Genomic DNA, 26368 nt, shown 5'->3' with positions numbered 1-26368 from the left:
CGGCGGCGCGCCGTCGGACGGTCAGCCGACCGTGATCTCCCCCATCCGGTTCCAGCCCGAGGCGGAGATCTGCTCGCTGATGATCTGCGGGGTCTCCACGAGCGCCTGGGGCGCCTCCGCCGTGAACTTCCTGAAGTGGTCGCTGTTCACGTGCGGGCCCGCGCCGTCGTCCGCGAAGGCCTCGACGAGCACGAACTCGTGCGGGTCCTCCACGCTGCGGGACCAGTCGAACCACAGGTTGCCCGGCTCCGCGCGGGTGGCCTCGGTGAACTCCTTCGAGAACTCGACCCAGCGGTCGGCCCACTCCGGCTTCACCTTGAACTTGACGACGATGAAGATCATCCCTGCTCCCCTCTCGCGGACGTCCCGGTTCACCCCGGGACTCTCGGTGCCAGTGTCGCGGCCCGTGGAAGGGCCCGCCAAGGGAGGTTATCGCGGACCGATAACGACGGCGCCCGGCGCACCGTACGGTGGACCCATGACCGATCTGCACCGCACCCCGCCGACCGCGCCGGACGCCGTGGACCTCGACGGGAGGACGTTCGTGGGCGTGTCCAACGCCGCCGACGGGGACGTCGGCTCCGACACGGTCTTCGACTACCACCAGGAGGACGACCTCGTGTGGGCCGAGTACGCGGGCGGCTCGGTGCGCCGGGGCTTCCTCGTCGGCACGCGCGCCGGGGACGGGCTGAGCTTCCGCTACTCGCACCTGGACCGTGCCGGGGAGACCGCCGGCGGGGCGTGCACGTCCCGCATCGAGGTGCTCGGGGACGGCAGGGTGCGCCTGCACGAGACCTGGGCCTGGGAGTCCCGGGCGGGCACGGGGCGCAGCGTGGTCGAGGAGGTCGGCCGCCGGCCCTGACGCCCCGGGCTGCGGGGGCCGCTCCCGGGGTGGGATCATGTCCCCATGAGCCGCAACCTCACCTCCGCCCTCGTGGACGACCTCCGGGCGCGCATCGTGGACGGGCGCATCTCCCCCGGCGAGCGCCTGCCCAGCGAGAGCACCCTGATCGCGGAGCACGGGGTCAGCCGCACGGTGGTGCGCGAGGCCGTCGCCCGGCTGCAGGCGGAGGGGCTCGTGCACACCCGGCGGGGCAGCGGCAGCTTCGTGCTGACCCCTCCGGCCGCGCCCGGCGGGACGAGCCGGCCGGTGCGGACCCTGCAGGACCGGCGCCGCCTGCTGGCCTTCCGCACCGGGGTCGAGTCCGAGGCCGCGGCGCTGGCGGCCACGGCGCGGGAGGAGCACCAGCTCGCCCGGATGGAGGACGCCCTGGCGCGGTCCGAGGAGGAGGTCGACAACCCGGCCGCGTCCCTGGAGAACGACTTCGAGTTCCACCGGACCGTGGCGGAGGCCAGCGGGAACCCGTACTACGTGGACGCCCTGACCGGCCTCGGGCCCGCCATGATCACCATGCCGCCGCGCCGGCTGGACGGCGCCCCCGGCGGCGGGCGCGCGGCCCGGGTCGCCGCCGAGCACCGGTCGGTCCTGGACGCGATCCGGGCCCGCGACCCGCTCGCCGCGTCGGCGGCGATGCGCGCGCACCTGGCGAACTCCCGGTGGCGGCTCGAGGCGGAGGCGGGCGACGGGCCGTCCGCGACCGCCCCGGGGAACGGCTGAGGCGGCCGTGACGACGCAGGAGGTCCTCACCGGGGTCCGCCTGTCCCCGGTGCAGATGCTGCGGGCCCTGCGGGACCAGCCCGGGCTGGTGGGGCTGTTCGGCGACTGGTCCGGCGGCGACACCGTGATCGGCGTGCGGCCGCTCCGGGTGCTGGGCGCCGGCGAGGACCCCTTCGCGGCCCTGGACGCCCGGGTCCCGCTGCCGGACGCCCCGCTGCCGGGTGCCACCCCGGAGGGGGATCCCCCGCCGGACGACCCCCAGGAGGCGGCCTTCGGCGGCGGCTGGATCGGCTACCTCGGCTACCAGCTGGCCCGGCGCCTCGAGCGGCTCCCCACCGCCCCGCCGCGCCCCGCGCGGCTGCCGGACCACCACCTCGGGTACTACGACCACGTCCTGCGCCACCGCGCCGCGGACGGCGCCTGGGTGCTCGAGTGGCTGCCGGGCACGGACCCGGCCCGGGTGGCGGCCGCGCGGGAGCTCGCCCGCACGGCGCAGGACGCCCCGCACGCACCGGCGCCCTACCGGTGCGGGCCCTTCACGGCCGACGCCTCGGCCGCCGCGCACGCCGCCGCCGTGACCGCGGCGCTGGGCCACATCCGCGACGGCGACGTCTTCCAGACCAACGTCTGCCGCGGTCTCGAGGCCGGTTTCCGGGGCGACCCGCTGGACCTGTTCTGCGCCGGCCAGGAGGCCCTGGCCCCGCGCTTCGCCGCGTTCCTGCGCCTCCCGGAGGGGGCCGCGGTGGCGAGCCTGTCCCCGGAGCTGTTCCTGCGCCGCACCGGGCGCACGGTCCTGACGTCCCCGATCAAGGGCACCGCACCGGCCGCGAGCGACCCCGCGGCGCTGCACGGCTCGGCGAAGAACCGGGCGGAGAACGTCATGATCGTGGACCTGATGCGCAACGACCTCTCCCGGGCGTGCGTGCCCGGGTCGGTGCGCGCCCCGGCCACGCCCCGGGTCGAGCCGCACACCGGGGTCCACCACCTGGTGGCGGACGTGCACGGGCGGCTGCCCGCGGGGCTGGGGGACGGGGCGCTGCTGCGGGCCACGTTCCCCCCGGGGTCCTGCACGGGTGCGCCCAAGATCCGGGCCATGGAGATCGTCAACGCGCTCGAGCCCGCGGCCCGCGAGGTCTACACGGGGGCGATCGGCCGCGCGGGCCCGGCCGGTCTGGTGCTCAGCGTGGCGATCCGCACCTTCGAGTTCACCGGCGACCGGGTCCGGCTCGGGGTGGGCGGCGGGATCGTGGCCGACTCCGACCCCGCGGACGAGGCGCACGAGACGCTCGTGAAGGCGGTGCCCCTGCTCGACGCCGTCGGGGCCGTGCTGGACGAGGACCTCCGGCGGGACTGGGACGGGCACCGGCCCGCGACCGTGCTCGAGCTCCTCCCGGCCCTGCCGGTCCTCCCGCCGGCCCGGGAGGAGGGGGTGTTCACCACGCTGCTCGTGCGCGACGGCGCGCCCGTGGACCTCGAGGCCCACCTCGCCCGGCTCGGCGCCAGCTGCCTCGCCTGCTGCGGTGCGGCCCTGCCCGCGGGCGTCCGCGGCGAGGTGCTGGACCGGGCCGCCGCGCTGCCCGGTCCGCACCGGCTGCGGATCACGGCCGTGCCCGCCCCGGGGGGCGCCGTGACCGTGACGGTCACGGCCACGGCCCTCCCCCCGGAGCCGGTGCCGCCGTGGCGGCTCGTCCCCGTCCGGCTGCCCGGCGGCCTCGGGGGGCACAAGTGGGCGGACCGCCGGGTGCTCGCCCACGAGCCGGTCCCCGGGCTGTGGTCGCGCAGCTGCGACCCGCTGCTCGTGGACGCGGACGGCATGCTCCTGGAGACGGGCCGGGCGAACGTCTTCGTCGTCGTCGACGGCGCCGTGCTCACCCCGCCCGCGGACGGACGGATCCTGCCCGGGGTGGTGCGCGCCCGCGTGCTGGCGGCGCTGCGCGCCGCCGGCACGGACGTCCGCGAGCGCCCGGTGGCGTGGGCGGAGCTCGCCCGCGCCACCGAGGCGTTCGTGACCAACTCGGTGGCGGGCGTGCACCCCGTCGGGGCGGTCGACGGCCTCGGGCGGTGGGAGCCCGGGCCCGTGCTGCGCGCCCTCGGACCGCTCCTCGGCTAGCCCTTCGCCGAGGCGGTCCGCCACCCGCCGTGGTAGTCCTTGCGCACCACCTCGGAGTAGGGCACGGGGCTGACCACGGCACGGACCTCGAGCTGCTCGTGCGGCTCCACGGTGGTCTTGCGGCTGCCGCCGTCCGGCTCGCCCCAGACGACCTTCAGCTCGGTGCCCTCGGGCACGTTCGGGTCGACGGTCGCCAGGGACAGGCCCTTGCGCTCGTTGTAGCTGTAGCCGGTGAACATGGACAGGCCCACCGTGCGGCCGTCGGCGTCGACCACCGCGTCGTAGTTGGACGAGCCGTAGTTGGCCAGGGGCAGGTCGAAGTACTTGTAGTCCGGGCCCTCGGTGTCGAACAGGGAGGCGAAGATCTTCGTCATGTCCTCGGCGTTCCAGGCCAGGGTCGCCTTCCGGCGCTGGGTCGAGGGGTCGACCTGCTCCAGGGCGTCGCGGCCGATGAAGTCGTGGTCGAACTTCACGAAGGACCCGTAGCCCAGCTCCCACGGCGTGAGGTAGTAGTCCTCGATGTTCTCGGAGACGAAGCTGCCGGCGAGCGCGTTGGTGGCCTCGTAGCTGTCCGCCCCGAGCCACCTCCGGTAGTCCGCCGTGCCCTCCCCGGTGTAGATCGCCGGCAGCGGGGACGGGATCCAGCCCGACTCGAGGGTGTTCGAGGGGTACGCTCGGGCGCCGACGGGCACGATGCCGAACTCGGCGCCGGCCTCCAGGATCGTGGCCCGCACCTGGTCGTAGGACTCGTAGGGGCCCCAGATCTCCAGGCCGGGGGCGCCGGCCATGCCGTGGCGCAGGGTGCGCACCCGGGCGCCGCCCACGCTCATGCGGTCCATCGTGAAGAACTTCAGCTGCTCGAGGGGCCCGCCGTTGAGCTTCTCGATGATCTGCCACGCGCTGGGGCCCTGGATCTGGAAGCGCCAGTACTTCCGGACCACGGGCTTGCCCATCGGGCGGGACGGGGAGCGGCGGTCGACCTCGATGTCGACGTCGTAGCCGCCGGTCTCGCCGTGGTAGAGCAGCCAGTTGGCGGCCGGGGCGCGGCCCACGTAGACGTACTCGTCCTCCTCCTGGTGGAACAGGATGCCGTCGCCGATGACGTGGCCGGCCGGGGTGGTGGGCACGTACTGCTTCGCCTTGTTCACGGGGAACGTCCTCGTGCTGTTGATCGCGGTGTCCGAGATCAGTCGCAGCGCGTCCTTGCCGCGGATGAACAGGTTGTCCATGTGGTGGGACTGGTCGTAGAGCACGGCGGTCTCCCGCCACGCCTTCTGCTCGCTGCGCCAGTTGTGGAACTCGGGCGCGACCACGGGGTAGACGTACGCGCCGATCTGCGAGTTGCGGAGCAGCTCGACGGTGCCGTTCGAGGCGTCGAGGACGTCCTGGAGAGTGCGGGGTGCCACGGTTGACTCCTTCTCTGCGGTGGTGTCCCGGCCGCGACGGCGCGGCCGGGACGGGGATCAGAACACGATGGTCTGGCGGTCGTGCCGGATGATGCGGTCCTGGCAGTGCCACAGCACGGCGCGGGAGAGCACCTGACGCTCCACGTCCGCGCCGCGGCGGGCGAGCTCCTGCGCGGAGTCCCGGTGCGAGGCCCGGACCACGTCCTGCTCGATGATCGGGCCCTCGTCGAGGTCCTCGGTGACGTAGTGCGCGGTGGCGCCGATGATCTTCACGCCCCGCTCCTTGGCCTTGCGGTACGGCTCGGCCCCGATGAAGGCCGGCAGGAACGAGTGGTGGATGTTGATCACCGGCACCCCGACCTCGGTCAGGAACGTGGAGGACAGGATCTGCATGTAGCGGGCGAGGACCACGAGGTCGACGTTGCCCTGCAGCAGGCGCAGGTGCTCCGCCTCGGCCGCGGCCTTGTCCTGGGTGGGGACGTGGAAGAAGGGGATGCCGAAGCCGCGGACGTCCTCGGCCATGTCGGGGTGGTTGGAGACGACCATGGAGATCGTCATGGGCAGCTCGCCCCGGCGCTGGCGCCAGACGAGGTCGAGCAGGCAGTGGTCGGACTTCGAGGCGAAGATCGCCACGCGCCGCGGCACCGAGAGGTCCGTGAACCGCCACTCCAGCTCGAACCCGTCCGCGAGGGCCGCGCCGAGGTCCTGCTCGAGCGCCGGCCGCAGGGCCGGGTAGCCGGGCAGGTGGAAGACCGTGCGCTGGAAGAACGCCCCGCCCTCGGGGTCGTCCGAGTGCTGGTCGAGGGCCACGATGTTCGCCCCGTGCCGGGCGAGGACGTCGGTGACGACGGCGACGATCCCCGGCTGGTCCCGGCCGTGCACCACGAGGCTGGCGTGGTCCGGGCGGAGCATCGACGGGCGGGCCGCGCTCACGGGGTCCCCCCGTCCGTCCCGAACTCGCGGACCCACTCGGCCGTGGCCCGCAGCCCGCCGAAGGTGTAGAAGTGCAGCAGCACCTGCCCGTGGACGGCGGGGTCGAGTCCGGCGGCGAGGTCGCGCAGGAAGCGGTCCGGGCCCGCGGTGCCCAGCAGGTTGGTCAGGGAGAAGCCGTACTTCTGGACGATCCCCGCCGAGGTGCCCACGCCGAAGCGGCGCGCGTAGCCGAGCAGCCGCCGGACGCCCGCCGGCCCGGGCACCCCGATCCGCACCGGGGTGTCGACGCCGCGGCGGCGCACCTCGGCCAGCCACTCCAGGACCGGGTCCTTGTCGAAGCCGAACTGGGTGATGATCTCGGGCTCGAGGCCCTGCTCGCGGATCGCGGCGGTCTTGTCGGTCAGGGCGGACCACAGGGTGGCGTCGTCGATGCCGGGGTGGCCCTCCGGGTAGCCGCTGACGCCCACCCCCCGCACGCCGTGCCGCGGGAGCACTCCGGTGCGGATGACCGAGAGGGAGTCCGGGTAGGGGCCCTCGGGGGTTTCGGGGTCCCCGCCCACCACGAACACGTGCTCGGCGGCGCCGACCTCCGCGAGCGCCGCGAGGAACTCCTCGAGCTCGCCCTGGGAGCGCAGCCTCCGCGCCGAGAGGTGGGGCACGGGGACGAAGCCGTGCTCGCGCACCGCGCGGGCCGCGGCCACGCGCATGCCCAGGTCCTCGTTGCCGAGGAAGGTCACGTTGATCCGGGTCCCCGCAGGGACCACGGCGGCGGCCTCCTCCAGGGCCGGCACGTCCTTGCCCGTCATCTCGAGGGAGAAGTCCCGGAGCAGCGCGGCGGCCGGTCCGGCGTGGGGCGGGTCGATCGGCATCGGTCCACATCCTTTCCGCGGTGCGTGCCCGGGGGCGCGCCGCGGGCGTGGGGTTCACACGGTCTCGCCGCCAGTGTTGCAGGTCACAATAACTATGTACAGAGTGTTTCGGTGCCGGGCGGCCCGGGCGCACCCGCGAGCACTAGTCATACAAGTTATTTATTTGTACTATTCGTTCTGACCGCCGCCGCCGAGACCCTCGAGGATCCCGCCATGCCGTACACCCCGGACACCGTCCGCCACGTCCAGCTCTCCACCGCCACCCTGCCGCTGAGCACCCCGATCTCCGACGCCAAGGTCTTCACCGGCCGGCAGCGGCCGATGACCGAGGTCGTGTTCCTCTTCGCCGAGATCAGCACGGCGCAGGGGCACACCGGGATGGGCTTCAGCTACTCCAAGCGCGCCGGGGGCCCCGCCCAGTACGCCCACGCGAAGGAGGTGGCGGAGGGCCTGATCGGCGAGGACCCCAACGACATCGCCAGGGTGTACGACAAGCTGCTGTGGGCGGGCGCCTCCGTGGGCCGCTCCGGAGTGGCCACCCAGGCGCTGGCCGCGATCGACGTGGCCCTCTGGGACCTCAAGGCCAAGCGGGCCGGGCTGCCGCTGGCCAAGCTGCTGGGCGCCCACCGGGACTCCGTGCGGACCTACAACACCTCCGGCGGGTTCCTCAACGCCTCCCTGGAGGAGGTCCGGGACCGCGCCACCCGCTCCCTCGAGGAGGGCATCGGCGGGATCAAGATCAAGGTGGGCCTGCCCGACTCCGCCGAGGACCTGCGCCGCGTGGCGGGCGTCCGCGAGCACATCGGCGCGGACGTGCCCCTGATGGTCGACGCCAACCAGCAGTGGGACCGCGCCACGGCCCTGCGCATGGGCCGCCGGCTGGAGGAGTTCGACCTCGTCTGGATCGAGGAGCCCCTGGACGCCTACGACGCCGAGGGCCACGCCCAGCTGGCCGCGGCCCTGGACACGCCGATCGCCACCGGCGAGATGCTCGCCTCCGTCGCGGAGCACGTCCGGCTCATCGACGCCCGGGCCTGCGACATCATCCAGCCCGACGCCCCGCGCGTGGGCGGCATCACCCAGTTCCTGCGCCTGGCGGCCCTGGCCGACCAGCGCGGACTGGGGCTGGCCCCCCACTTCGCCATGGAGATCCACCTGCACCTGGCGGCGGCCTATCCGCGCGAGCCGTGGGTGGAGCACTTCGACTGGCTCGATCCCCTCTTCGAGGAGCGCCTGGAGACCCGGGACGGGCGCATGCTCGTCCCCGACCGCCCCGGGCTGGGCGTCACGCTCAGCGGCCAGGCCCGCGCCTGGACCACGGACAGCGTGGCCTTCGGCCGGTCGTAGGCACCGCGGCCGGCGCCCCCGTCGGGGACCGGCGCGACACGGCCGACGAAATCCGAGCGACCTCTTGACCCGTGAGGCAGGTCACAGCTACGCTCGGGAAAACGCTTTCCAGAACGCGTTGCCTCGACCCATAGGAGACATGATCAGCATGAAGCGAACGGGAACCCTCGCGAAGGCCGCCACCGTCCTCAGCGTCTCGGCGCTGGCCCTGACCGGCTGCGGCGGCGGGGACAGCGCCAGCGCGGACGGCGACGTCGAGCTGCGCTTCGCCTGGTGGGGCTCGGACACCCGCCACCAGCAGACGCAGGAGATCATCGACGCCTTCGAGGAGCAGAACCCGGGGGTCACCATCGTGGGCGAGTACGGCGACTTCGGCGGCTACTGGGACAAGCTGGCCACGCAGACGGCCTCCAGCGACGCCCCGGACATCATCCAGATGGACGAGAAGTACCTGCGCGAGTACGCGGACAACGGCGCGCTGCTGGACCTCTCCGACGTGGACGTCGCCGAGCTCGACGAGGGCGTCGTGGACAGCGGCCGGACCGAGGAGGGCCTCTTCGGCGTGGCCACGGGCGTCAACGTGATGGCGATGATGGCGAACCCCACCATCTACGAGGAGGCCGGGGTCGAGCTGCCGGACGACTCCACGTGGACCTGGGACGACTTCTCCGAGGTCTCCCAGCAGATCGCCGAGAACACGGACGTCCACGGCACCAGCGGCCCGAACGAGCCGGCCGGCTTCCAGATCTGGCTGCGCCAGCAGGGCAAGGAGCTCACCACGCCCGAGGGGCAGCTCGGCTTCGAGGCGAGCGACGCCGCCGGCTACCTGGGCATGTGGCACCAGATGATGGAGGACGGCGCCCTACCCCCGGCCTCGGTGGTCACGGAGGACCAGGAGCCGGGCCCCGACCAGTCGCTCACCGGCACCAACGGCGCGGCCATGGGCATGTGGTGGACCAACCAGCTGAGCGCCCTCAACGCCGCGTCCGGCAACCAGCTCGTTCCGCTCCGCTTCCCGAGCACCGACGGCACCGAGGGCGGCGCGCAGCTCTTCCAGAAGTCGGCCATGTTCATGTCCGCCTCCGCCCGCACCGAGCACCCCGAGGAGGTCAAGGCGTTCATCGACTTCATGGTCAACAGCGAGGAGGCCGGCAAGATCAACCTCGCGGACCGCGGCCTGCCCGCCAACGAGACGGTGCGCGAGGCCGTGCTGCCCGAGCTCAGCGAGGCGGACACCGCGGCCGCGGAGTTCGTCGAGGAGATCCAGCCCGAGCTGGGCGAGGCGCTGCCGGTCCCGCCGCTGGGCTTCAGCACCCTGCAGGAGATCATCTACCGCTACGAGCTCGACGTGCTCTTCGAGCGCTCGACCCCCGAGGAGGCCGCCGAGCGCATGATGTCCGAGATGGAGTCGGCGATCAGCTGACCCCCCGCACACTCCGCGGGCGCCGGACGGCACCGTCCGGCGCCCGCGGCTCCACCTGCCTCCGACAGCCGAACCCGCCCGCCGAACCCGCCCGCCGAATCCAGGAGAACCTGTGCAGACCCAGACCGTGTCCGCCCCCGCCGCCCGCACCGCGCCGGAGGGACCCGTGCGCGTCTGCCTGGTGGGGATCGGCGGCTTCGGCGGACGCCACCTCGCGAACATCCGCCGGCTCGAGGAGGAGGGCCGTGTCCGCCTGGTGGCGGCCGTCGACCGGCGGGTCGACGACGACGGGGTGCTCGGACCGGACGTGCCCATGTTCGGCGACCTGGCGCAGCTGGAGGACGCCGGCCCGGACGTGGACGTCGTGGTGGTCTCCACCCCCATCGACACCCACTTCGACCTCGCCCTGGCCGCCCTCCGGATGGGGGCCGACGTCCTGCTCGAGAAGCCCCCCGTGGCCAGCCTCGACCAGTTCGACCGCCTCCTCGAGGCCGCCGGGGCGGCGGACCGGCTCGTCCAGGTGGGCTTCCAGAGCCTGGGCTCCCACTCCCTGGAGGTCGTCGAGCGACTGCTCGCCAGCGGGGAGATCGGGCGGCTGCGCGCGGTGGGCGCCACGGGGCTGTGGTCCCGGGACACCGACTACTTCACCCGGTCCCCGTGGGCCGGGCGGCGCCGCATCGGCGGGGTGGACGTGGTGGACGGCGTGGTCACCAACCCGCTGGCCCACGCGGTGATGACCGCCCTGCACCTCGCCGGTGCCCGCACCCGCGAGGACGTCGCCGAGCTGAGCACCGAGCTCTACCGCGCCAACGCCATCGAGTCCGACGACACCTCGGTGGTCCGGGTGCGCACCGCGGCCGGGATCCCGGTCACGTGTGCCCTGACCCTGTGCGCCGCCGAGCAGCAGGACCCGTTCATCACCGTGGAGGGCACGGAGGGGCAGGCCGTCCTGCACTACACCCAGGACCGGCTGACCGTCACGGGCCCGGAGGGGACGCGGGTTGTCGAGTCCGGGCGCACGAACCTGCTCGAGAACCTGATCGACGCCCGGGCCCGGGGCACCGCGCTGCTGTGCCCGCTGGTCGCCACGGGGGCCTTCGTGCGGGTGCTGGACGCCGTCCGCACCGCCCCGGACCCCGTCCCGATCGCCCCCGAGCACGTCCGCTGGCACCAGGAGGACGGGACGGCGCCGCGCGCCGTCCTCGACGGGATCGAGGACTGGGCGGCGCGGGCGGTCAGGGCGCAGTCGGACTTCGCCGGCCTGGGCGCCCCCTGGGCGCAACCCGCCGCCACGAGCGGGAGCGTGCTCCTCGGCGAGCGCGAGGTGGCGCAGGTCCGCACGGGCGAGGACGTCGCCCCGACCTCCTCCCCCCGCCCGTTCCTGCACCCCGTGCGGACCCTCGGCGGCGTCGTCCTCACGGACCAGCAGCCCCTGGACCACGTCTGGCACCTGGGGGTCGGCACGGCGCTCCAGGACGTGGACGGCCTCAACTTCTGGGGCGGGCGCACCTACACCCGGGAGGCGCAGCGCTACGTGTGGCGGGAGGACCACGGCCGCGTGCTCCGGGGCGCGGCGCACCACGCCGACGACCGCCTCGACGAGGAGCTCGCCTGGACGGGCCCGGACGGCGCCGCGGTGCTGACCGAGGAGCGCCGCTGGACGTTCCGGCCCGTGCACGAGCACGCCTGGGAGCTCGGCCTGCGCTTCCGCCTCTCCCCCGCCGGCGACCACCCGGTGCGGCTCGGCAGCCCCGGCTCCAACGGGCGGGCCGGCGGCGGCTACGGAGGATTCTTCTGGCGGCTCCCCGCCTGCACCGACGCGGACGTGTTCACCGCGGACGCGGCGGGCGAGCAGGCCGTGCACGGCAGCACCTCCCCGTGGCTCGCCTTCTCCGCCGAGTTCGCGGGGCGCCCCGCGACCCTCGTCCTGCGGCGCGGCGACGACTCGGCCGACCCCTGGTTCGTCCGGCACGCCGGGTACCCGGGGGTGGGTCTCGCCCTGGCCTGGGACGCGCCCGTCACGACGACGACGGACCGGCCGGTCGAGCGGGAGGTGCGCGTGCTCGTCGTCGACGGCCGTCTCGACACCCCCCGGGTGGAGGCCCTGCTCGGGGACGCGGCCCGGAGCCGGACCGCGTGAGCGCCCCGGAGCGGGCGGAGAAGCGCCGGCGGGTCCTGCGGGTGCTGGACGCGCACGGGGTGGACGCCGTGCTGCTGCAGAGCCACTCCGCCGTGTCCTGGTACCTCGACGGCGCGCGCGTGCACGTCTCGCTCGCCGGTCCGCCGGTGGCCGCGGTCCTGGTGCACCGGGACGGCGACGAGGTCGTGACCTCCGCCAACGAGGCCGCCCGCCTGGTGGCCGAGGAGCTGCCCGCGGGCCTCCGGCTGCACGAGGTGCCCTGGCACGGGTCCCTCACGGCGCCGGAGGACTGGTTCCCCGGGGCGCGTGCGATGGCCGTGGCCGCCGAGGAGTGCGTCGCCGCACCGCTGCGGGCGGCGCGGGCCTCGCTGCTCCCCGGCGAGGCGCAGCGCTACGCGCAGCTGTGCCGGGACGCCGCGGCGGTGCTGACCGGGGCGCTGACCCGGGCGACGCCGCGCACCACCGAGCGGGAGCTCGCCGCCGAGCTGACCGCCGGCCTGGTGCGCGCGGGCGCGGAACCCGTCGTGGTGCTGTGCGGGGGCGCCGACCGCCTGCCCCACCGCCACCCCCTGCCGACCGCCGGGCCCCTGGGCCGGCGCGCGATGGCGGTCGTCTGCGCCCGCCGCGGCGGACTCATCGCCAATGCGACCCGCTGGGTGCGCTTCGGCCCGGCCGAGCCCGCCGAGACGGACGCGGAGGCGAGGATCGCGGAGGTCGAGGCCGACGTCCTCGACGCGCTGCGCCCCGGGCTGCCCCTCGCCGACCTGCTGCCGGTGCTCCGGCACGCCTATCCGCGCCACGGCTTCGACGCCGAGGAGTGGACCCGCCACCACCAGGGCGGGCCCGCCGGGTACGCCGGGCGGGACCCGCGGCTCGCCCCCGGGGTGCCGGACCTCGTGCACGAGCACCAGGCCTTCACGTGGAACCCGTCCGCGCCGGGCACGAAGATCGAGGACACGGTGCTGCTGGGTCCCGGCGGCGTCGTGCCCCTGTCCGTGGACCCGCGCTGGCCCGTGGTCCGGGTCCGGGGCCGGGACCGCCCGGCCGTGCTGGAGCGCTGACCGCCCCCGTCCGCCCGCACCGAGCCGGAAGGCCCGCACCCCCGGGGGTGCGGGCCTTCCGGCGGTCCGGGCTCCGGTGCTCAGGGACGCGCACCGTCCAGGGCGGGCAGCACCTGCTGCCGCAGCGCCAGCCCGAGACCGGGCAGGTCCCGGGTCTCCAGCCGCGAGCCGGTCACCAGGACCGGGGACGGCCCGTCCAGGATCCCGAGGTCCGCGAACCCGGCGTCCTCCACGACCTCGACCGTGGTGGGCTCGGCGAGGGTCAGGGCCAGCTGCCCGGAGAGGTCCGGCAGCAGGTGCGGGGCGATCCCCACGCTGTGCGTGCGCGCGAGCTCCACGATCCGCCGGAACGGCGTGATGCCGCCCACCCGGACGATGTTCGGCTGGACGACGTCCACGGCGCCGGCCGTGATGAAATCCCGGAAGCGGTAGACGTTGTGCAGGTTCTCCCCCAGGGCGATGGGGACCCGGCTGAACCGGCGCAGCTGCCGGTAGCCCTCGAGGTCGTCGGCGCGCAGCGGCTCCTCCAGCCACGACGGCCCGAACTCGGCGAGGGCGTCCAGGGCCCGGCGCGCCGTGGGCAGGTCCCACCGCTGGTTGGCGTCGACCATGAGCCCGCGGTGCGGGCCGAGCAGCTCGCGGACGGCCGCCACGCGTTCCACGTCCTCGCGCAGGTCGGCCCTGCCCACCTTGATCTTGACCGCGCCGAAGCCGGCGGCGACCCACCGGCGCACCTGCTCCTGCAGCTCCTCCAGGGTGTAGTGCAGGTTCACGCCGGAGCCGTAGACGGCCACGCTCTCCTGCCGCCGGCCCAGCAGCGCGGTGATCGAGACCCCGGCCCGGCGCGCCCGCAGGTCCCACAGCGCGAGGTCCACGCCCGCGAGCGCCACCCCGGTCAGCCCGGTGCCGCCCTCGTGCAGGTGCTTCCAGGCGTCGTCCCAGAGGGCCTCGGGGTTCTCGGTGCGCCCGCGCACGAAGCCCGCGAGGTCGTCGTCGAGGAGCGCCTTGACGGCCGTCGCCCCGATCGTCGGGGTCCAGGAGAAGCCGGTGCCGGTGGCGCCGTCGTCGGCCACGACCGTGACGGCCACGACGTGGTTCTGCGGGGCCTCCGGCCCCCAGCTGCGCGGCAGCCGGGCCGTGATGAGCTCCGTGTGCAGGGCGGCGATGCTCATGCGGTGTCCTTCCCGTGCCGGCCGGCGCCCGCGGGCTCCCCGGCCGCGGCGGCCACGGGCTCCTCCCGGAGCTCGGTGCGCCAGCTGCGCGCCGGCTCCCAGTCCAGGACCCGGCGGGCCTTGTCGATGCTGAAGGCGGGGGCCGTCCCGGTCAGCCCCGCGGCGAGCTGCTCGCTGCCCGGGACGAACTCGGGCAGCAGCTCCGCGAGCGGGCGCCGGGCCAGGGCGTCGGCGGCGCCCACCAGGAAGGTGTCGCCGTTGCGGATCGCGCCCATCCGTTCCAGCAGCGCCTCCAGGAAGGCCGTGACGTCCCGGGCGTCCACGTAGTTGAACAGCGCCGGCGCGGCGAGCGCGGGGTCGTCGAGCCGCTCCCGCACGGTGTGGCCCTGCTGCGTGGGGGCGCCCTCCCACTCCTCGGGGGCGATCACGTAGCAGGGGCGGAAGGACGCGTAGCGCACGGCCTCGCCCCGGGCGGCGGCGAACATCTGTGCCACCTGCTCCGCCACGTGCTTGGACAGCCCGTAGGCGTGCCACGGCCGGGGAGGGGTCTCCTCCGTGAGCGGGAGCGCGGGCGGCAGCCAGCCCGCCGGGGAGCCGTAGCCCAGCACCGTGGGGCTGCTGGCCATGACGATCCGCCGCACCCCGGCCTCGGTCGCCGCGCCGGCCACGTTGTGCGCGATCACCGCGTTGGTCTGCAGGATGACGCGCTCGGGGGCGCTGAACGGGACGGCGATGGCCGCCAGGTTGATCACGGCGTCCGGGCGGACCGCGCGCATCAGCGCGTGCACGGCGTCCGGGTCGGTGAGCTCCGCGCCGCGGTGCTCCACGGCGGGGTGGGAGCCGGCGGGGTCCGCGGGCAGGGACCGGTCGACGCTGAGGACGTCGTAGCCGGCCTCCGCCAGCCCGGCGACCACGCTGCGGCCGAGCCGGCCCGCGCCGCCGGTGACGAGGACGCGGCTCATGCCGGGACCTCGCTCCGGCTCGCCCCGGAGGGCGCCCCCAGGTCCAGCTCGGCGATCCGGACGGGCAGCCCGGACTCGAGGGAGCGGTTGCCGGCGATGCCCACGGCCACCGCCGCCACGCCGTCCCGGTAGCCGGAGGGCCGCCCGTACGGGTCCTCGCCGGGGCCGCGGAAGACGTCGGCCAGCAGCAGCCGGTCCCCGCCGCCGTGGCTGCCCGCCCCGTTGCTGATGACGACCTCCTCGGCGGCGCCCCAGTGGCGCTGGACGGTCAGGCGCTCGCCGCGGCTGCGGGCACCGCCCCGGCGGGGGCCCACCGTGACCGAGGGGTCCACCGGGGAGCCACCGCTCGCCGGCAGGACCGCCGCCCGTTCGACGACCTCCAGCTCGGCCCGGCCCTCGGTGCCGTTGACGGCGACCCGGTACCCCTCCCACGGGGAGTGGGCGTTGAGGGAGTAGGAGAGGGTGGCGCCGCGGGCGTAGTCGACCACGAGGGCCAGGTTGTCCTCGATGCTGATCCCGTCGGAGAACACGTCCTGGTCCCGGCGGTACCCGTCGTGGTGCTGGTGGTCGAGGTAGAGCCGGCTCAGCCGCTCGTCGGTGCGCAGGTCCAGGGCGAAGGGGTCGCCCCCGTCGACATCCCGTGCGGGGGCGCCCGCGCGCGCCCGGGCCTCGGCGTTGTCCCGGCCGTAGAACCGCAGCCCACCCGAGGCGAAGACCCGCTCCGGGGTGTCGGCCAGCCACCAGTTGACCAGGTCGAAGTGGTGGGAGGACTTGTGCACCAGCAGCCCGCCGGAGTTCTCCTTCTGCCGGTGCCAGCGGCGGAAGTAGTCGGCGCCGTGCACGGTGTCGAGCATCCAGCTGAAGTCCACGGAGGTGACCGTGCCGATCGCCCCGGACTGCACGACGTCCTTGAGGGCGGTGTTGCGCGGGGAGTACCGGTAGTTGAAGGTGACCACCACGTGGCGGCCGGTCTCCTCGACGGCCGCGGTGATCCGGCGGCAGCCCTCGGCGTCCACGGTCAGGGGCTTCTCGACGACGGCGTCCGCCCCGGCGCGCAGCGTCTGACAGATGTAGTCGGCGTGGGTGAGGTCGGGGGTGGTGATGATGACCCGGTCGATCCCCTGCTCGCGGATCGTCCGGGTGAGCTCCGCGGGGTCCAGGACGCCGATCCGGACGCCCGAGGTCTCCTCGGCGAGCCGGCGGTAGTGCTCGGCCCGCCCGGGGTTGGTGTCGCCCACCGCCACCAGCTCGGCGACGTCGGCGTGGTCGTCCAGCAGGGAGCGGAGGTACATCTCGCACCGGTTGCCGGTGCCGACCAGGACGTACCGGGTCCGCCTCCCCTGCCGTGCCGTGCCGTCCGTGCCGCTGTGCTCTGCGCTGTCCATCGGTTGCTCCTGGTTCTGGAGGGGTGTGCGGGGGTGGGGGCCGGCGGCCGGGTGTCCCCGGCCCGGGCGGGCCGGGGACACCGGGGCCCCTGCGCGGGGCCCGTCGCCGGCTACTTGATGCCCGTGGTGGCGATGCCCTTCACGAGGAACTTCTGTCCCACGAGGAAGGCGATGAACACCGGCAGCAGGGACACGATCGACATCGCGAACAGGGATCCCCACGAGGACTCCCCGGAGGCGTCCACGAAGGCCCGCAGCGCCACGGGGACGGTGAACATGTTCGGGTCGGTCAGGTAGATCAGGGCGCTGAAGAAGTCGTTCCAGGTCCAGATGAACGTGAAGATCGTGGTGGTGGCCAGGGCCGGGACCATCATCGGCAGGATGATCTGCCCGAAGATCCGGGCGTGCCCGGCGCCGTCGATCCGCGCCGCCTCGTCCATGTCCTTCGGGATGCCGCGGATGAACTGCACCATGAGGAACACGAAGAACGCGTCGGTGGCGAGCAGCTTCGGCACGATCAGGGGCCAGAAGGTGTTCACCCACCCGATCTGGGAGAACATGATGTACTGCGGCACGATCACCACGTGGAACGGCAGCATGATCGTGAGGAGCATGAGGGCGAAGGCCGGCTTCTTGAAGCGGAACTCCAGCCGGGCGAACGCGTAGGCCGCCATGGAGCAGGAGACCAGGTTGCCGATGATGCACCCGAGCACCACCACCGCGGAGTTGAACAGGTACACGCTGAACGGGCTGGACAGGGCGCCCCACCCGTCCGAGTAGTTCGCGGTCTCGAGCGTCTGCAGCAGGATCCCGGGCTCGCGGAAGATGATGTCGTCGGGGCGCAGGGAGCTGGCCACCATCCACAGCAGCGGGTAGATCATCACGCCGCCGGTGAGGATCAGCGCCAGGTGCTTGAGCAGGGAGCGGATCCGTGCCCGGGTCCCCGGACCGCGGGGCTTCGGCGCCGGGGCGCTCTGCGAGCCCTCGGTCTGCGCCGGGACGAGGTCCTGGTCGGCCGTCCGGACGGCGCTGTCGGCGATTGTCGAATTAGTCATCGTAGAACACCCAATACTTAGACGCGATGAAGTTGAGGGCGGTGAACGCCCCGATGATGAGGAGCAGCAGCCAGGCCATGGCCGCGGCGTAGCCCATGTCGAAGCGGCCGAAGCCCGTCTGGTACAGGTACAGCGTGAAGAACATCGTGGAGTCGGACGGACCTCCTCGGCCGCCGGAGACGATGAACGCCTGCGTGAAGGACTGGAACGCCTGGATGATCTGCAGCACCAGGTTGAAGAAGATGATCGGGCTCAGCAGCGGCAGCGTGATCCGGAAGAACTTTGTGATCTTCCCGGCGCCGTCGATGGAGGCCGCCTCGTAGTACATGGTGGGGATCTGGCGCAGGCCCGCGAGGAAGATGATCATCGGCGCCCCGAAGGTCCACACGTGCAGCAGGATGATGCTGCCGAGCGCGGTCCGGGGGTCGGCGATCCAGCCGATGCCCTCGATGCCCACGAGGGCCAGGAGCTGGTTGACCAGTCCGGTGGTGCCGAAGAGCTGCTTCCAGAGGATGGCGATGGCCACCGAGGAGCCGAGCAGCGAGGGCAGGTAGAAGACGGAGCGGTAGAACGCGAGGCCGCGCAGGCCCCGGTCGAGGACCATGGCGATCGCCAGGGCCAGCATGAGCTGCAGCGGCACCCCGACGAGCACGTACGTGAAGGTCACCTGCAGCGAGTTGTGCAGCCGCTCGTCCGCGAGCATCCGGGAGAAGTTCTCCGTCCCGATCCAGTCGGGCGCCCGCATGAGGTTGTAGTCGGTGAAGGAGAGGTAGAGGGACATCAGCATGGGGCCCAGGGTGATGACCACCAGTCCCACGATCCACGGGGCCAGGAAGACCGCCGCGGCCTTGTTGTCCCGCCTGTCGGCGCGGGGCTTCCGCCGGCCGGCCGCACGCTTGGCCCGCTTCCCGGGCAGGCCCTCCCGGGTCAGCTCCTCGACGACGCTCATGCCGGGACCGCCCCTCGGCGCAGCCGCGCCCGGGAGACCCGGAGCGGTTCGGTTTCGATGTGCGTCGTTGTCATCGGTATCTCCTCGAAGCGTGTGGGAAAGCGTTTTCCAGAGCTGCGTTGCGTCCAGGCTAGTGGCCGGTTCCTGTGACGTCAACCACAATCTACGGTTGTGTCGGCGCCCGTCGCGGGGCCGGCCCGCCGTCGGACGGGAGCCCGGCCAGGAGTCGCAGCGCCTCGACCGTCGCCGGCGGGCCGTAGCGCTCCGCCTCGTCCTGCGCGGCCCGGACGGACGGCGCGACGCCCACGAGCGAGGCCGCCGCCAGGACCCCCGCGCCGCGCAGCTGCTCCGCGGACAGGCCCAGCCGCCCGGCCACGGCCACGACGGGCACCCCCCGGGCCGCGGCCAGCGCGGCCGCGGCGAGCGGCGCCTTGCCCTGCAGCGACTGGGCGTCCAGCGACCCCTCGCCGACGACGAGCAGGTCCGCGTCCTCGAGCTGCTCCTCGAGCCCCACGAGGGAGGACACGAGGTCGAAGCCGCGCTCGAGCGTCGCCGGGGTCAGGGCCAGGAAGCCGGACGGGAAGCCGCCGGCGGCGCCGGCCCCCGGGAGCAGGAACGGACGGGCGCCCTCGAGACCGGCCAGCAGCCCGGCCCAGCGCCGGAGCGCGGCGTCCAGCTCGCGCCGGGCATCGCGGTTCGCGCCCTTCTGCGGGGCGAAGACGTGCGCGGCCCCGTCGGGGCCGTGCAGCGGGTTCTGCACGTCCACGGCCAGCCGCAGCCGCACCGTGCGCAGCCTCGGGTCCAGGGCGGAGACGTCCAGGCGGGCGGCGGACAGCAGCCCCTCCCCGCCCAGGGGGACGGGCGCGCCGTCGTCGTCGAGGACGTCCAGGCCGAGCGCCCGCAGGGCGCCCGAGCCCCCGTCCGTCATCGCCGAGCCGCCGAGCCCGACGACGACGTCGGTCGCCCCGGCGTCCAGCGCCGCCCGGATCAGCTGGCCGCAGCCGTAGCTGTGCGCCGCCCGGGCCGTCGCCGGACTCGGGCGCACCTGGTCCAGCCCGCTCGCCTGGGCGGACTCGACGACCGCGGTAGTGGCGCCGGAGGGCGCCGTGAGCAGCGCCCAGCGCGCCCGCACTCTGCCCTCCACGGCGCCCCGGACGAGGGTGCGGCGCAGCCGCGCCCCGGCCGCCACCGCGGCGTCGACGGTGCCCTCGCCCCCGTCGGCCAGGGGCACCGCCCGGATCCGGGCCCCGGGCCGGTGCTCACGCACCCCGGCCGCGAGCACGGCGGCGGCCTCGGCCGCCGTCAGCGACCCCTTGAACTTGTCCGGGGCCACGACCACCCGGGGCCGCTCGCCGAGCACGTGCGGCCCCACGTCAGGCGGTGGCGCGGGCGGGTGCGCCGGTCAGGGACGGCAGCACCAGGGACTCCCAGCGCTCCTTCATCACGGCGAGCACGACGTCCGGGTCCTGGTCGAAGATCTCCTGGTTGAAGATCTCGACCTCGACCGGGCCCGTGTAGCCGGCGGCGGCGACCCAGCGCCCGATCGTGCCGAAGTCGATCACCCCGTCCCCCATCATCCCGCGGGAGAGCAGGGCGTCGGAGGCGATCGGCAGGTTGAAGTCGCAGACCTGGTAGGACGCCAGCCGGCCCTCCGCGCCGGCCCGGGCGATCTGGGTCTCCAGCCCGGGGTCCCACCAGACGTGGAAGGTGTCCACCACCACGCCCACGGCGTCCACCGGGTGCGGGGCGGCGAGGTCCAGGGCCTGCCCGAGCGTGGAGAGCACGGCCCGGTCGGCCGCGTACATGGGGTGGAGGGCCTCGAGCACGAGGCGCACCCCGTGCTCGAGGGCGTAGGGGACGAGCTCGGCGAGCCGTTCGGCCACGCGCTCGCGGGCGGCCACGACGTCCTTGTCGCCCCGGTCGCCCTCGCCGCCCAGGACGTGGGCGGCGGCGGGCAGGCCGCCCACGACCATGATCAGCTCGCTCGTGCCCAGGACCTGGGCCTCCCGGATGGCGGCCCGGTTGTTCTCGAGCGCGGCCCGCTGCCCGGCCTCGTCGGCCGCCGTGAGGAAGCCGCCGCGGCACAGGCTGGAGACCTGCAGCCCGGCCTGCTCGATGATCCGGGCCGCGTTCTCGAGCCCTGCCTCGGCCACGCGGTCGCGCCACACGCCGATGTGCCCCAGCCCGGCGCGGGCGGTGGCGTCCACCGCCTGCTGCAGGGTCAGGCCGCGGGTGGTGCCCGTGTTCAGCGACAGCTGGAAGTCCGCGCTCATGCCGCACCTCCGGTGCTGCCGGCCGGCACGAGAGCCGGTGCGAGGACCGGCGCGCCGAGGCCCGCCGCGTCGAGGAAGGTGCTCATCCGCCGCGCGGCGAGCTCCGGGTCGAGCAGCAGCCCGGCCCGGTCGGCCAGCCTGAACACCTCGACCAGGTGCGGCACGGAGCGGCCCGAGTGCAGTCCGCCGACCATCTGGAACCCCGGCTGGCTGCCGTTGAGCCAGGACAGGAACGCGATGCCGCACTTGTAGTAGAAGGTCGGGGCGCTGAAGACGTGGCGCCCGAGCTCCTCCGTGGCGTCGAGGATCGCCCGCGCCCGGCCGGGCTCCCCGGCGTCGTAGGCCTGCAGCGCGGTGGACGCCGCCGGGTAGATGCCGGCGAAGATCCCCAGCAGCGCGTCGGAGTGCCGGGTGCCGTCGCCGTCGATGAGCTCGGGGTAGTTGAAGTCGTCGCCGGTGTAGAGGCGGACCCCCTCCGGCAGCGCCGCCCGCAGCCGGGTCTCGTGCGCGGCGTCCAGGAGGGAGACCTTGACGCCGTCGACCTGCCCCGGGTGGGACCGGATGAGCTCGAGGAAGGTCTCCGTGGCCGTGTCCACCGCGTCGCTGCCCCAGTAGCCGGCCAGCGCCGGGTCGAACATCGTCCCGAGCCAGTGCAGGACCACCGGGTGCCGGGCCTCGCCCAGGAGCTGGGAGTAGACCCGCAGGTAGTCGTCGGCGTCCCGGGCGGCCCGCACCAGTGCGCGGGACGCCATCAGGATGACCTTCGCCCCGGCGCCCTCGACCACCTCGACCTGCTCCCGGTAGGCCTCGAGCACGGCGCGCAGCCCGGTCTCGCCGGGCGTGACGCCCGCCGGGTCCAGCTGGTCCGTGCCCGCCCCGCACGCGATGAGGTCGCGGACGGTCCTGCCCGCCAGGGCCGGGCTGCCGGTGGCCAGCGCCGCCGAGGCCTCGGCGGTCGAGCGCCGGATCAGCTGCTGGGTGGCCGGCCAGTCCAGGCCCATCCCCCGCTGGGCGGTGTCCATGGCGTCGGCCACGCCCAGCCCGTAGGACCAGATGTCGTGGCGGAAGCCCAGGGTCGCGTCCCAGTCCAGCTGCGCCGGCGCCCCGGGGGTGTTGTCCGCGAGCACCAGGGGCACCACGTGCGCGGCGGCGTAGGCCTTGCGCGCGGTGAGGGGCGCCTGCGGCCGGGTCCAGCTCCCCGGCCCGGAGAGCACGTGCTCGGTGCGGGATCCGCTGCCGTCGGGCAGGAGCACGGCGCTCACCGGACGGCCTCGGCGGTGCGCCGCTCGGCCGGGGAGAGCTCGATCGCCGGGAGGTCGATGGTGCGGCGCTCGGCCGAGGAGCGCAGGCCAAGCTCGGCCAGCTGCACCCCGCGCGCGGCGGAGAGCAGCCCGAACCGGTGCTCGCGGCCCGCTGCGACGTCGGCCAGGAACTCCTCCCACTGCGCCTTGAAGCCGTTGTCCAGCTCCGCGTTGGCCGGCACCTCCAGCCACTGGTCGCGGAAGGACTCGGTGACGGGCAGGTCCGGGTTCCAGACCGGCTTGGGCGTGTGGGCCCGCTGCTGGGCCACGCACTTGTTCAGCCCGGCGACCGCCGAGCCGTGGGTGCCGTCCACCTGGAACTCCACCAGCTCGTCGCGGTACACGCGCACGGCCCAGGAGGAGTTGATCTGGGCGACCACGGGGTCGCCGTCCGGGGTCTCGAGCTCGAAGACGCCGTAGGCGGCGTCGTCCGCGGTGGCCGGGTACTCGTGGCCCTGCTCGTCCCACCGCGCGGGGATGTGCGTCACGGCGGTCGAGGTGACGGACCGGACCGGGCCCACGATGCCCTCGAGGACGTAGTTCCAGTGGCAGTACATGTCGACGGTCATGGACCCGCCGTCCTCGCGCCGGTAGTTCCAGGACGGGCGCTGGGCCTCCTGGTGCTCGCCCTCGAAGACCCAGTAGCCGAACTCGCCGCGCAGGGACAGGATCCGGCCGAAGAAGCCCTCGTCCACGAGCCGCCGCAGCTTCACGAGACCGGGCAGGTAGAGCTTGTCGTGGACCACGCCGGCGGTGACGCCGCGCTCCTGGGCGATCTGCGCCAGCTCGACCGCCTCGTCCAGGGTCTCGGCGGTCGGCTTCTCGGTGTAGACGTGCTTGCCGGCGCGCATGGCCTTCTTGAGGGTCTCAGCCCGGAGGCTGGTCATGGAGGCGTCGAAGACCACGTCCACGGTGGGGTCCTCGATGACCGCGTCGAGATCGGTGGTCCAGTGCTCCACGCCGTGCCGGCGCGCCAGCTCGGCGACCTTGGCCTCGTTGCGGCCCACGAGGATCGGCTCGACGGTCACGCGGGTGCCGTCCGGCAGGGTCACTCCTCCCTGGTCCCGGATGGGCAGGATCGAGCGCAGCAGGTGCTGGCGGTAGCCCATGCGGCCGGTGATGCCGTTCATGGCGATGCGGAGAACTCGGGGCTCGGACATCATCAACTCCAGAGAATTCGGGAAATTTGTAGGAAAGCGCTTTCCACTCTAGGGTTGGCTCAGTGTGACTGTCAACACGTTCCCGGTCCCGGACTCCCCGGCGCGGGGGCGAGACGCCCACCGGATGCGGTGAGGAGGAAGCAGGACCGGACGATGAGCGCAGTGACCCTCTCCCAGGTGGCCCGGGAGGCCGGGGTGTCCCTGGCCACGGCCTCCCGGGTGCTCAACGGGTCGGACCGCCGGCCGGCCGAGCACATCGCGGAGCGCGTCCGGGACGCCGCGGAGTCCCTCGGCTACGTGGCCAACGCCCAGGCGCAGGCGCTGGCGCGGTCCACCACCGGGCTGGTGGGGCTCGTGGTCCACGACATCGCCGACCCCTACTTCTCCTCGATCGCCAAGGGCGTGCAGCGCCGGGCCCGCACGGACCGGCACCAGCTGCTGCTGGCCGCGACCGACGGCACCGACCAGCTCGACGCCGTCGCGGCCTTCGCGTCCCACCGCACCGACGCGATCATCATGGCGGGCTCGCGGCGGCGGGAGATCGACCCCCGGCTGCTCGCCGAGCTCACCCGCTACCAGAAGAACGGCGGCCGGGTGGTGACCATCGGCCAGGCCTGGCTCGAGGGCGCCGGCGCCGTCACCATCGACAACCGCAGCGCCGGCGACGACCTGACGGACATGCTGATCGGGACGGGCCGGACCCGCTTCGCCTTCCTCGGCGGGCCGGACGAGCTCGCCAGCGCGGCGGAGCGCCGGGCGGGCTTCCGCGCGGCCCTCGAGCGGGCGGGCGTGGAGCCGGAGGCCGAGGTCACGGAGGACTTCAACAGCCAGGGCGGCTACGAGGCCGCACGGGCGCTGGTGGACCGGCTCGGGGCCGACGCCGTGCGCGGGCTCACGGTCGTGGTCGGCAACGACGTCATGGCGCTCGGCGCGATCGCGGGCTTCCGGCACGCCGGGCTCGTGGTGCCGGACGACCTGCGGGTGGCCGGCTTCGACGACATCCCCAACCTGCGGGACTTCTCCCCGGGCCTGACCACCGTGCGCTTCCCCCTGGAGCAGATCGGGGAGACCGCCGCGGACATCGCCCTGAGCCACGACCCGGTCCGGATCGAGCACGTGGTGGGCGAGATCGTGCGGCGCGAGAGCGCCTGACCCCCGCACGGCCGAGGGCGCCGCCGCCGGACTCCTGTCCGACGGCGGCGCCCTCCGTCGTGCGGGGCAGGGGCTCAGAGGTGCGCCTCCCCCGCCTTCACGGCCAGGACCGGCCGGTCGGACTGCAGGAGGATCCGCTGGGCGTGCGAGCCCATGATGAACTTCCCCACCTGGGAGCGCTGGCGCAGGCCGATGACGATCCGGGACACGTCGTGCTCCCGGGCGAGATCGAGGATCTCCTGGGCGAGGTCGTCCCGGTGGGACGGCTGGAGCACGGTGTGCGGGACGCCGGCGGACTCGGCGGCGGAGGTGACGCGGCGCAGGTCGTCGTCGGAGGCGACCGACTTGTCCGCCAGGGCGCCCTCGCGCACGGAGTTGACGATCAGCAGCCGCTCCCCCCGCAGCCGGGCCTCCTCGATGGCGGCGCGGACGGCGGCCTCGCCGACGGGGGTGGGGACGTAACCGACGAGGATGCTCATGCGTTCTCCTTGACAGGGGTGCGGTCGGAGTCCTCGACGGACGGTCCCGCGGGGGACGTCCCGGAGGCGCTGCGACGGCGGAGGGCGGACTGGATGACGGGCAGCACGGCGACGAGCACGAACAGCAGCAGCAGGGTCGCCGAGATGGGGCGGGTGAAGAACCCGGTGACGTCTCCCTCGAAGACGAGCAGGGAGCGGCGCAGGTTGGACTCCAGCAGGGAGCCGAGGACGAAGGCCAGCACCAGGGGGCCGGGCTCGAAGCCGAACTTCTTCATGAGGTAGCCGACGGCGCCGAAGACCACGACGAGCATGACGTCGAACATCGAGTTGTTGATCGTGTAGGCGCCCAGCATCGTGATCAGCACGGTGATGGGGGCGAGGATGGCGCCCCGCACCCGGAGGATGCGCACGAAGACCCCGATGAGGGGGATCGACATGATCAGCAGCAGGATGTTGCCGACGTACATGGAGTTGACCACGCCCCAGAACAGCTCGGGGTCCTGCTGGACGAGCTGCGGGCCCGGCGTGACGCCCTGGATGAGCAGGGCGCCGAACATCAGGGCCATTGTGGCGTTGGCCGGGATGCCCAGGGTGAGCAGGGGGATGAAGGAGCTGGTGGCCGCCGCGTTGTTGGCGGTCTCCGGCCCGGCGACGCCCTCGATGGCGCCCCTGCCGAAGCGCTCGGGCTGCTTGGCCCGCTTCTTCTCCATGGCGTAGGCGGCCATCGAGGAGATCGTGGCGCCGCCGCCGGGCAGGATGCCGAGGAAGAAGCCCAGGACCGAGCCGCGGCCGATGGCCCCGGACGACTGCTTGAGGTCCGCCCGGGAGGGCCAGACGTTGGAGACCTTGTCGGGCGCCTTGGCCGCACGGTGGCGCTCCTCCAGGTTGTGCAGGATCTCGCCGAGGCCGAACAGCCCCATGGCCACGGGCACGAAGTCGATGCCGTCGGCCAGGTTGAGGTTGCCGAACGTGAGCCGTTCGGCTCCGGTGAAGACGTCGCGGCCGACCGTGGCCAGCAGCAGCCCGAAGCACGCGGCGATCAGCGCCTTGGACTTGTTGCCGTTGCTGATGGTGGCCACCAGCAGGATGCCGAGCAGGGCGAGCGCGGTGTACTCGGGCGGACCGAAGTCGAGGGCGAAGCCGGCGACGAGCGGGGCCAGGAAGGTGAGGCCGACGATCGCGACGGTGCCCCCGATGAAGGAGCCGATCGCGGCGATGCCCAGCGCGGTGCCGGCGCGGCCCTGCTTGGCCAGCATGTAGCCGTCGAAGACCGTGACCACGGAGCTGGCCTCGCCGGGCAGCCGGAGCAGCACGGAGGTGATGGTCCCGCCGTACTGGGCCCCGTAGAAGATGCCGGCCAGCATGATGATCGCCGTCACCGGTTCGATGCCGTAGGTCAGCGGCAGCAGGATGGCGATGGTCGCGGCGGGGCCCAGGCCGGGCAGCACGCCGATCAGCATGCCGATGGTCACGCCCAGGAGGCAGTACAGCAGGTTGGTCGGTTGGAGGACGACGCCGAAGCCGTCCAGGGCGGGTTGCAGGAAGTCCATGCGGGAGCCTTTGGTCGGTGGCC

Annotated in this window: 23 protein-coding genes; 8 read left to right on the top strand and 15 right to left on the bottom strand. The window is 73.8% G+C overall.

The genetic code is table 11. The features are described 5' to 3' along the window. Positions 1-21 precede the first annotated feature (21 nt). Positions 22-342: a putative quinol monooxygenase gene (locus tag ACZ2G1_RS14425; RefSeq protein WP_017834683.1), complete on the bottom strand. Its 321-nt coding sequence runs from the start codon at positions 340-342 to the stop codon at positions 22-24. A 136-nt stretch (positions 343-478) separates the two neighbouring features. On the opposite strand from ACZ2G1_RS14425, the gene ACZ2G1_RS14420 reads away from it, so the two are divergent. Genes ACZ2G1_RS14420 through ACZ2G1_RS14410 form a run of 3 tightly spaced genes read left to right on the top strand, consistent with a single transcriptional unit; the run spans position 479 to position 3728 of the window. Further along, positions 479-862, top strand: a complete 384-nt coding sequence (locus tag ACZ2G1_RS14420) for an avidin-fold protein (RefSeq protein ID WP_017834682.1) — start codon at positions 479-481, stop codon at positions 860-862. A 45-nt stretch (positions 863-907) separates the two neighbouring features. Beyond that, complete coding sequence (locus ACZ2G1_RS14415; protein ID WP_095650268.1) at positions 908-1618, top strand: FadR/GntR family transcriptional regulator; 711 nt, start codon at positions 908-910, stop codon at positions 1616-1618. 7 nt (positions 1619-1625) lie between these two features. Further along, positions 1626-3728 (top strand): bifunctional anthranilate synthase component I family protein/class IV aminotransferase, encoded by a 2103-nt coding sequence (locus ACZ2G1_RS14410; protein WP_470377052.1) that lies wholly within the window; start codon positions 1626-1628, stop codon positions 3726-3728. On the opposite strand, the gene ligM is transcribed toward ACZ2G1_RS14410, so the two are convergent. Genes ligM through ACZ2G1_RS14395 form a run of 3 tightly spaced genes read right to left on the bottom strand, consistent with a single transcriptional unit; the run spans position 3725 to position 6936 of the window. Beyond that, positions 3725-5134, bottom strand: coding sequence for a vanillate/3-O-methylgallate O-demethylase (ligM, locus tag ACZ2G1_RS14405; RefSeq protein WP_035923410.1), 1410 nt, complete (start codon positions 5132-5134; stop codon positions 3725-3727). The two genes, ACZ2G1_RS14410 and ligM, sit on opposite strands and share 4 nt — an antisense overlap. A gap of 57 nt (positions 5135-5191) precedes the next feature. After that, a complete protein-coding gene (gene purU / locus ACZ2G1_RS14400) occupies positions 5192-6046 on the bottom strand; it encodes a formyltetrahydrofolate deformylase (protein WP_109268461.1) in 855 nt (284 codons plus the stop codon). A gap of 17 nt (positions 6047-6063) precedes the next feature. Continuing rightward, a complete protein-coding gene (locus ACZ2G1_RS14395) occupies positions 6064-6936 on the bottom strand; it encodes a methylenetetrahydrofolate reductase (RefSeq protein WP_290467602.1) in 873 nt (290 codons plus the stop codon). A 213-nt stretch (positions 6937-7149) separates the two neighbouring features. Between ACZ2G1_RS14395 and ACZ2G1_RS14390 the strand changes: the two genes are divergently transcribed. The 4 genes from ACZ2G1_RS14390 to ACZ2G1_RS14375 all read left to right on the top strand — a co-directional run bounded on the left by ACZ2G1_RS14390 (position 7150) and on the right by ACZ2G1_RS14375 (position 12907). Further along, a complete protein-coding gene (locus ACZ2G1_RS14390) occupies positions 7150-8283 on the top strand; it encodes an L-talarate/galactarate dehydratase (protein ID WP_109268356.1) in 1134 nt (377 codons plus the stop codon). A gap of 148 nt (positions 8284-8431) precedes the next feature. Next, positions 8432-9706, top strand: a complete 1275-nt coding sequence (locus tag ACZ2G1_RS14385) for an ABC transporter substrate-binding protein (RefSeq protein WP_470377051.1) — start codon at positions 8432-8434, stop codon at positions 9704-9706. Positions 9707-9818: 112 nt separating this feature from the next. After that, entirely contained in the window at positions 9819-11846 is a 2028-nt protein-coding gene (locus tag ACZ2G1_RS14380; RefSeq protein WP_470377050.1) for a DUF6807 family protein, read from the top strand. After that, positions 11843-12907 (top strand): M24 family metallopeptidase, encoded by a 1065-nt coding sequence (locus ACZ2G1_RS14375; RefSeq protein ID WP_095650262.1) that lies wholly within the window; start codon positions 11843-11845, stop codon positions 12905-12907. The genes ACZ2G1_RS14380 and ACZ2G1_RS14375 overlap by 4 nt, the downstream gene beginning before the upstream one ends. Before the next feature lie 80 nt (positions 12908-12987). Here the strand turns inward: ACZ2G1_RS14375 and ACZ2G1_RS14370 are convergent, their stop codons facing one another. The 9 genes from ACZ2G1_RS14370 to ACZ2G1_RS14330 all read right to left on the bottom strand — a co-directional run bounded on the left by ACZ2G1_RS14370 (position 12988) and on the right by ACZ2G1_RS14330 (position 23164). Further along, positions 12988-14079 carry a mandelate racemase/muconate lactonizing enzyme family protein gene (locus tag ACZ2G1_RS14370; RefSeq protein ID WP_229588629.1) on the bottom strand — a complete coding sequence of 364 codons (1092 nt, stop codon included), beginning with the start codon at positions 14077-14079 and terminating at the stop codon, positions 12988-12990. Continuing rightward, a complete protein-coding gene (locus ACZ2G1_RS14365; RefSeq protein WP_470377049.1) occupies positions 14076-15041 on the bottom strand; it encodes an NAD-dependent epimerase/dehydratase family protein in 966 nt (321 codons plus the stop codon). Before ACZ2G1_RS14365 ends, ACZ2G1_RS14370 begins: the two co-directional genes overlap by 4 nt. Further along, positions 15038-16426, bottom strand: a complete 1389-nt coding sequence (locus ACZ2G1_RS14360) for a Gfo/Idh/MocA family protein (RefSeq protein ID WP_470377048.1) — start codon at positions 16424-16426, stop codon at positions 15038-15040. The genes ACZ2G1_RS14365 and ACZ2G1_RS14360 overlap by 4 nt, the downstream gene beginning before the upstream one ends. Positions 16427-16536: 110 nt before the next feature. Then, positions 16537-17481: a carbohydrate ABC transporter permease gene (locus tag ACZ2G1_RS14355; protein WP_017834669.1), complete on the bottom strand. Its 945-nt coding sequence runs from the start codon at positions 17479-17481 to the stop codon at positions 16537-16539. Next, the gene (locus ACZ2G1_RS14350; RefSeq protein ID WP_017834668.1) at positions 17474-18430 is read right to left on the bottom strand and encodes a carbohydrate ABC transporter permease; all 957 of its coding nucleotides are present in this window, start codon (positions 18428-18430) and stop codon (positions 17474-17476) included. Before ACZ2G1_RS14350 ends, ACZ2G1_RS14355 begins: the two co-directional genes overlap by 8 nt. A gap of 163 nt (positions 18431-18593) precedes the next feature. Beyond that, positions 18594-19802 carry a glycerate kinase gene (locus tag ACZ2G1_RS14345; RefSeq protein ID WP_470377047.1) on the bottom strand — a complete coding sequence of 403 codons (1209 nt, stop codon included), beginning with the start codon at positions 19800-19802 and terminating at the stop codon, positions 18594-18596. Between the two features lies 1 nt (position 19803). Beyond that, on the bottom strand, positions 19804-20703 hold the full coding sequence (locus ACZ2G1_RS14340) for a sugar phosphate isomerase/epimerase family protein (RefSeq protein WP_470377046.1): 900 nt from the start codon (positions 20701-20703) through the stop codon (positions 19804-19806). Next, on the bottom strand, positions 20700-21965 hold the full coding sequence (locus tag ACZ2G1_RS14335) for a dihydrodipicolinate synthase family protein (RefSeq protein ID WP_109268362.1): 1266 nt from the start codon (positions 21963-21965) through the stop codon (positions 20700-20702). The genes ACZ2G1_RS14340 and ACZ2G1_RS14335 overlap by 4 nt, the downstream gene beginning before the upstream one ends. Then, positions 21962-23164 carry a Gfo/Idh/MocA family protein gene (locus ACZ2G1_RS14330; protein WP_470377733.1) on the bottom strand — a complete coding sequence of 401 codons (1203 nt, stop codon included), beginning with the start codon at positions 23162-23164 and terminating at the stop codon, positions 21962-21964. Before ACZ2G1_RS14330 ends, ACZ2G1_RS14335 begins: the two co-directional genes overlap by 4 nt. A 153-nt stretch (positions 23165-23317) precedes the next feature. Here ACZ2G1_RS14330 and ACZ2G1_RS14325 point away from each other — a divergent pair, with 153 nt between their 5' ends. Beyond that, positions 23318-24316: a LacI family DNA-binding transcriptional regulator gene (locus ACZ2G1_RS14325; protein ID WP_470377045.1), complete on the top strand. Its 999-nt coding sequence runs from the start codon at positions 23318-23320 to the stop codon at positions 24314-24316. Positions 24317-24390: 74 nt separating this feature from the next. Here the strand turns inward: ACZ2G1_RS14325 and ACZ2G1_RS14320 are convergent, their stop codons facing one another. Beyond that, the gene (locus ACZ2G1_RS14320; RefSeq protein ID WP_017834662.1) at positions 24391-24795 is read right to left on the bottom strand and encodes a universal stress protein; all 405 of its coding nucleotides are present in this window, start codon (positions 24793-24795) and stop codon (positions 24391-24393) included. Continuing rightward, entirely contained in the window at positions 24792-26345 is a 1554-nt protein-coding gene (locus ACZ2G1_RS14315) for a tripartite tricarboxylate transporter permease (protein WP_017834661.1), read from the bottom strand. Before ACZ2G1_RS14315 ends, ACZ2G1_RS14320 begins: the two co-directional genes overlap by 4 nt. Positions 26346-26368: the final 23 nt, after the last annotated feature.

This window comes from Kocuria sp. KKT182, assembly GCF_055635395.1.
The sequence above is the reverse complement of the archived record's forward strand: the minus strand, read 5'-3'. Positions and strand labels throughout refer to the sequence as shown.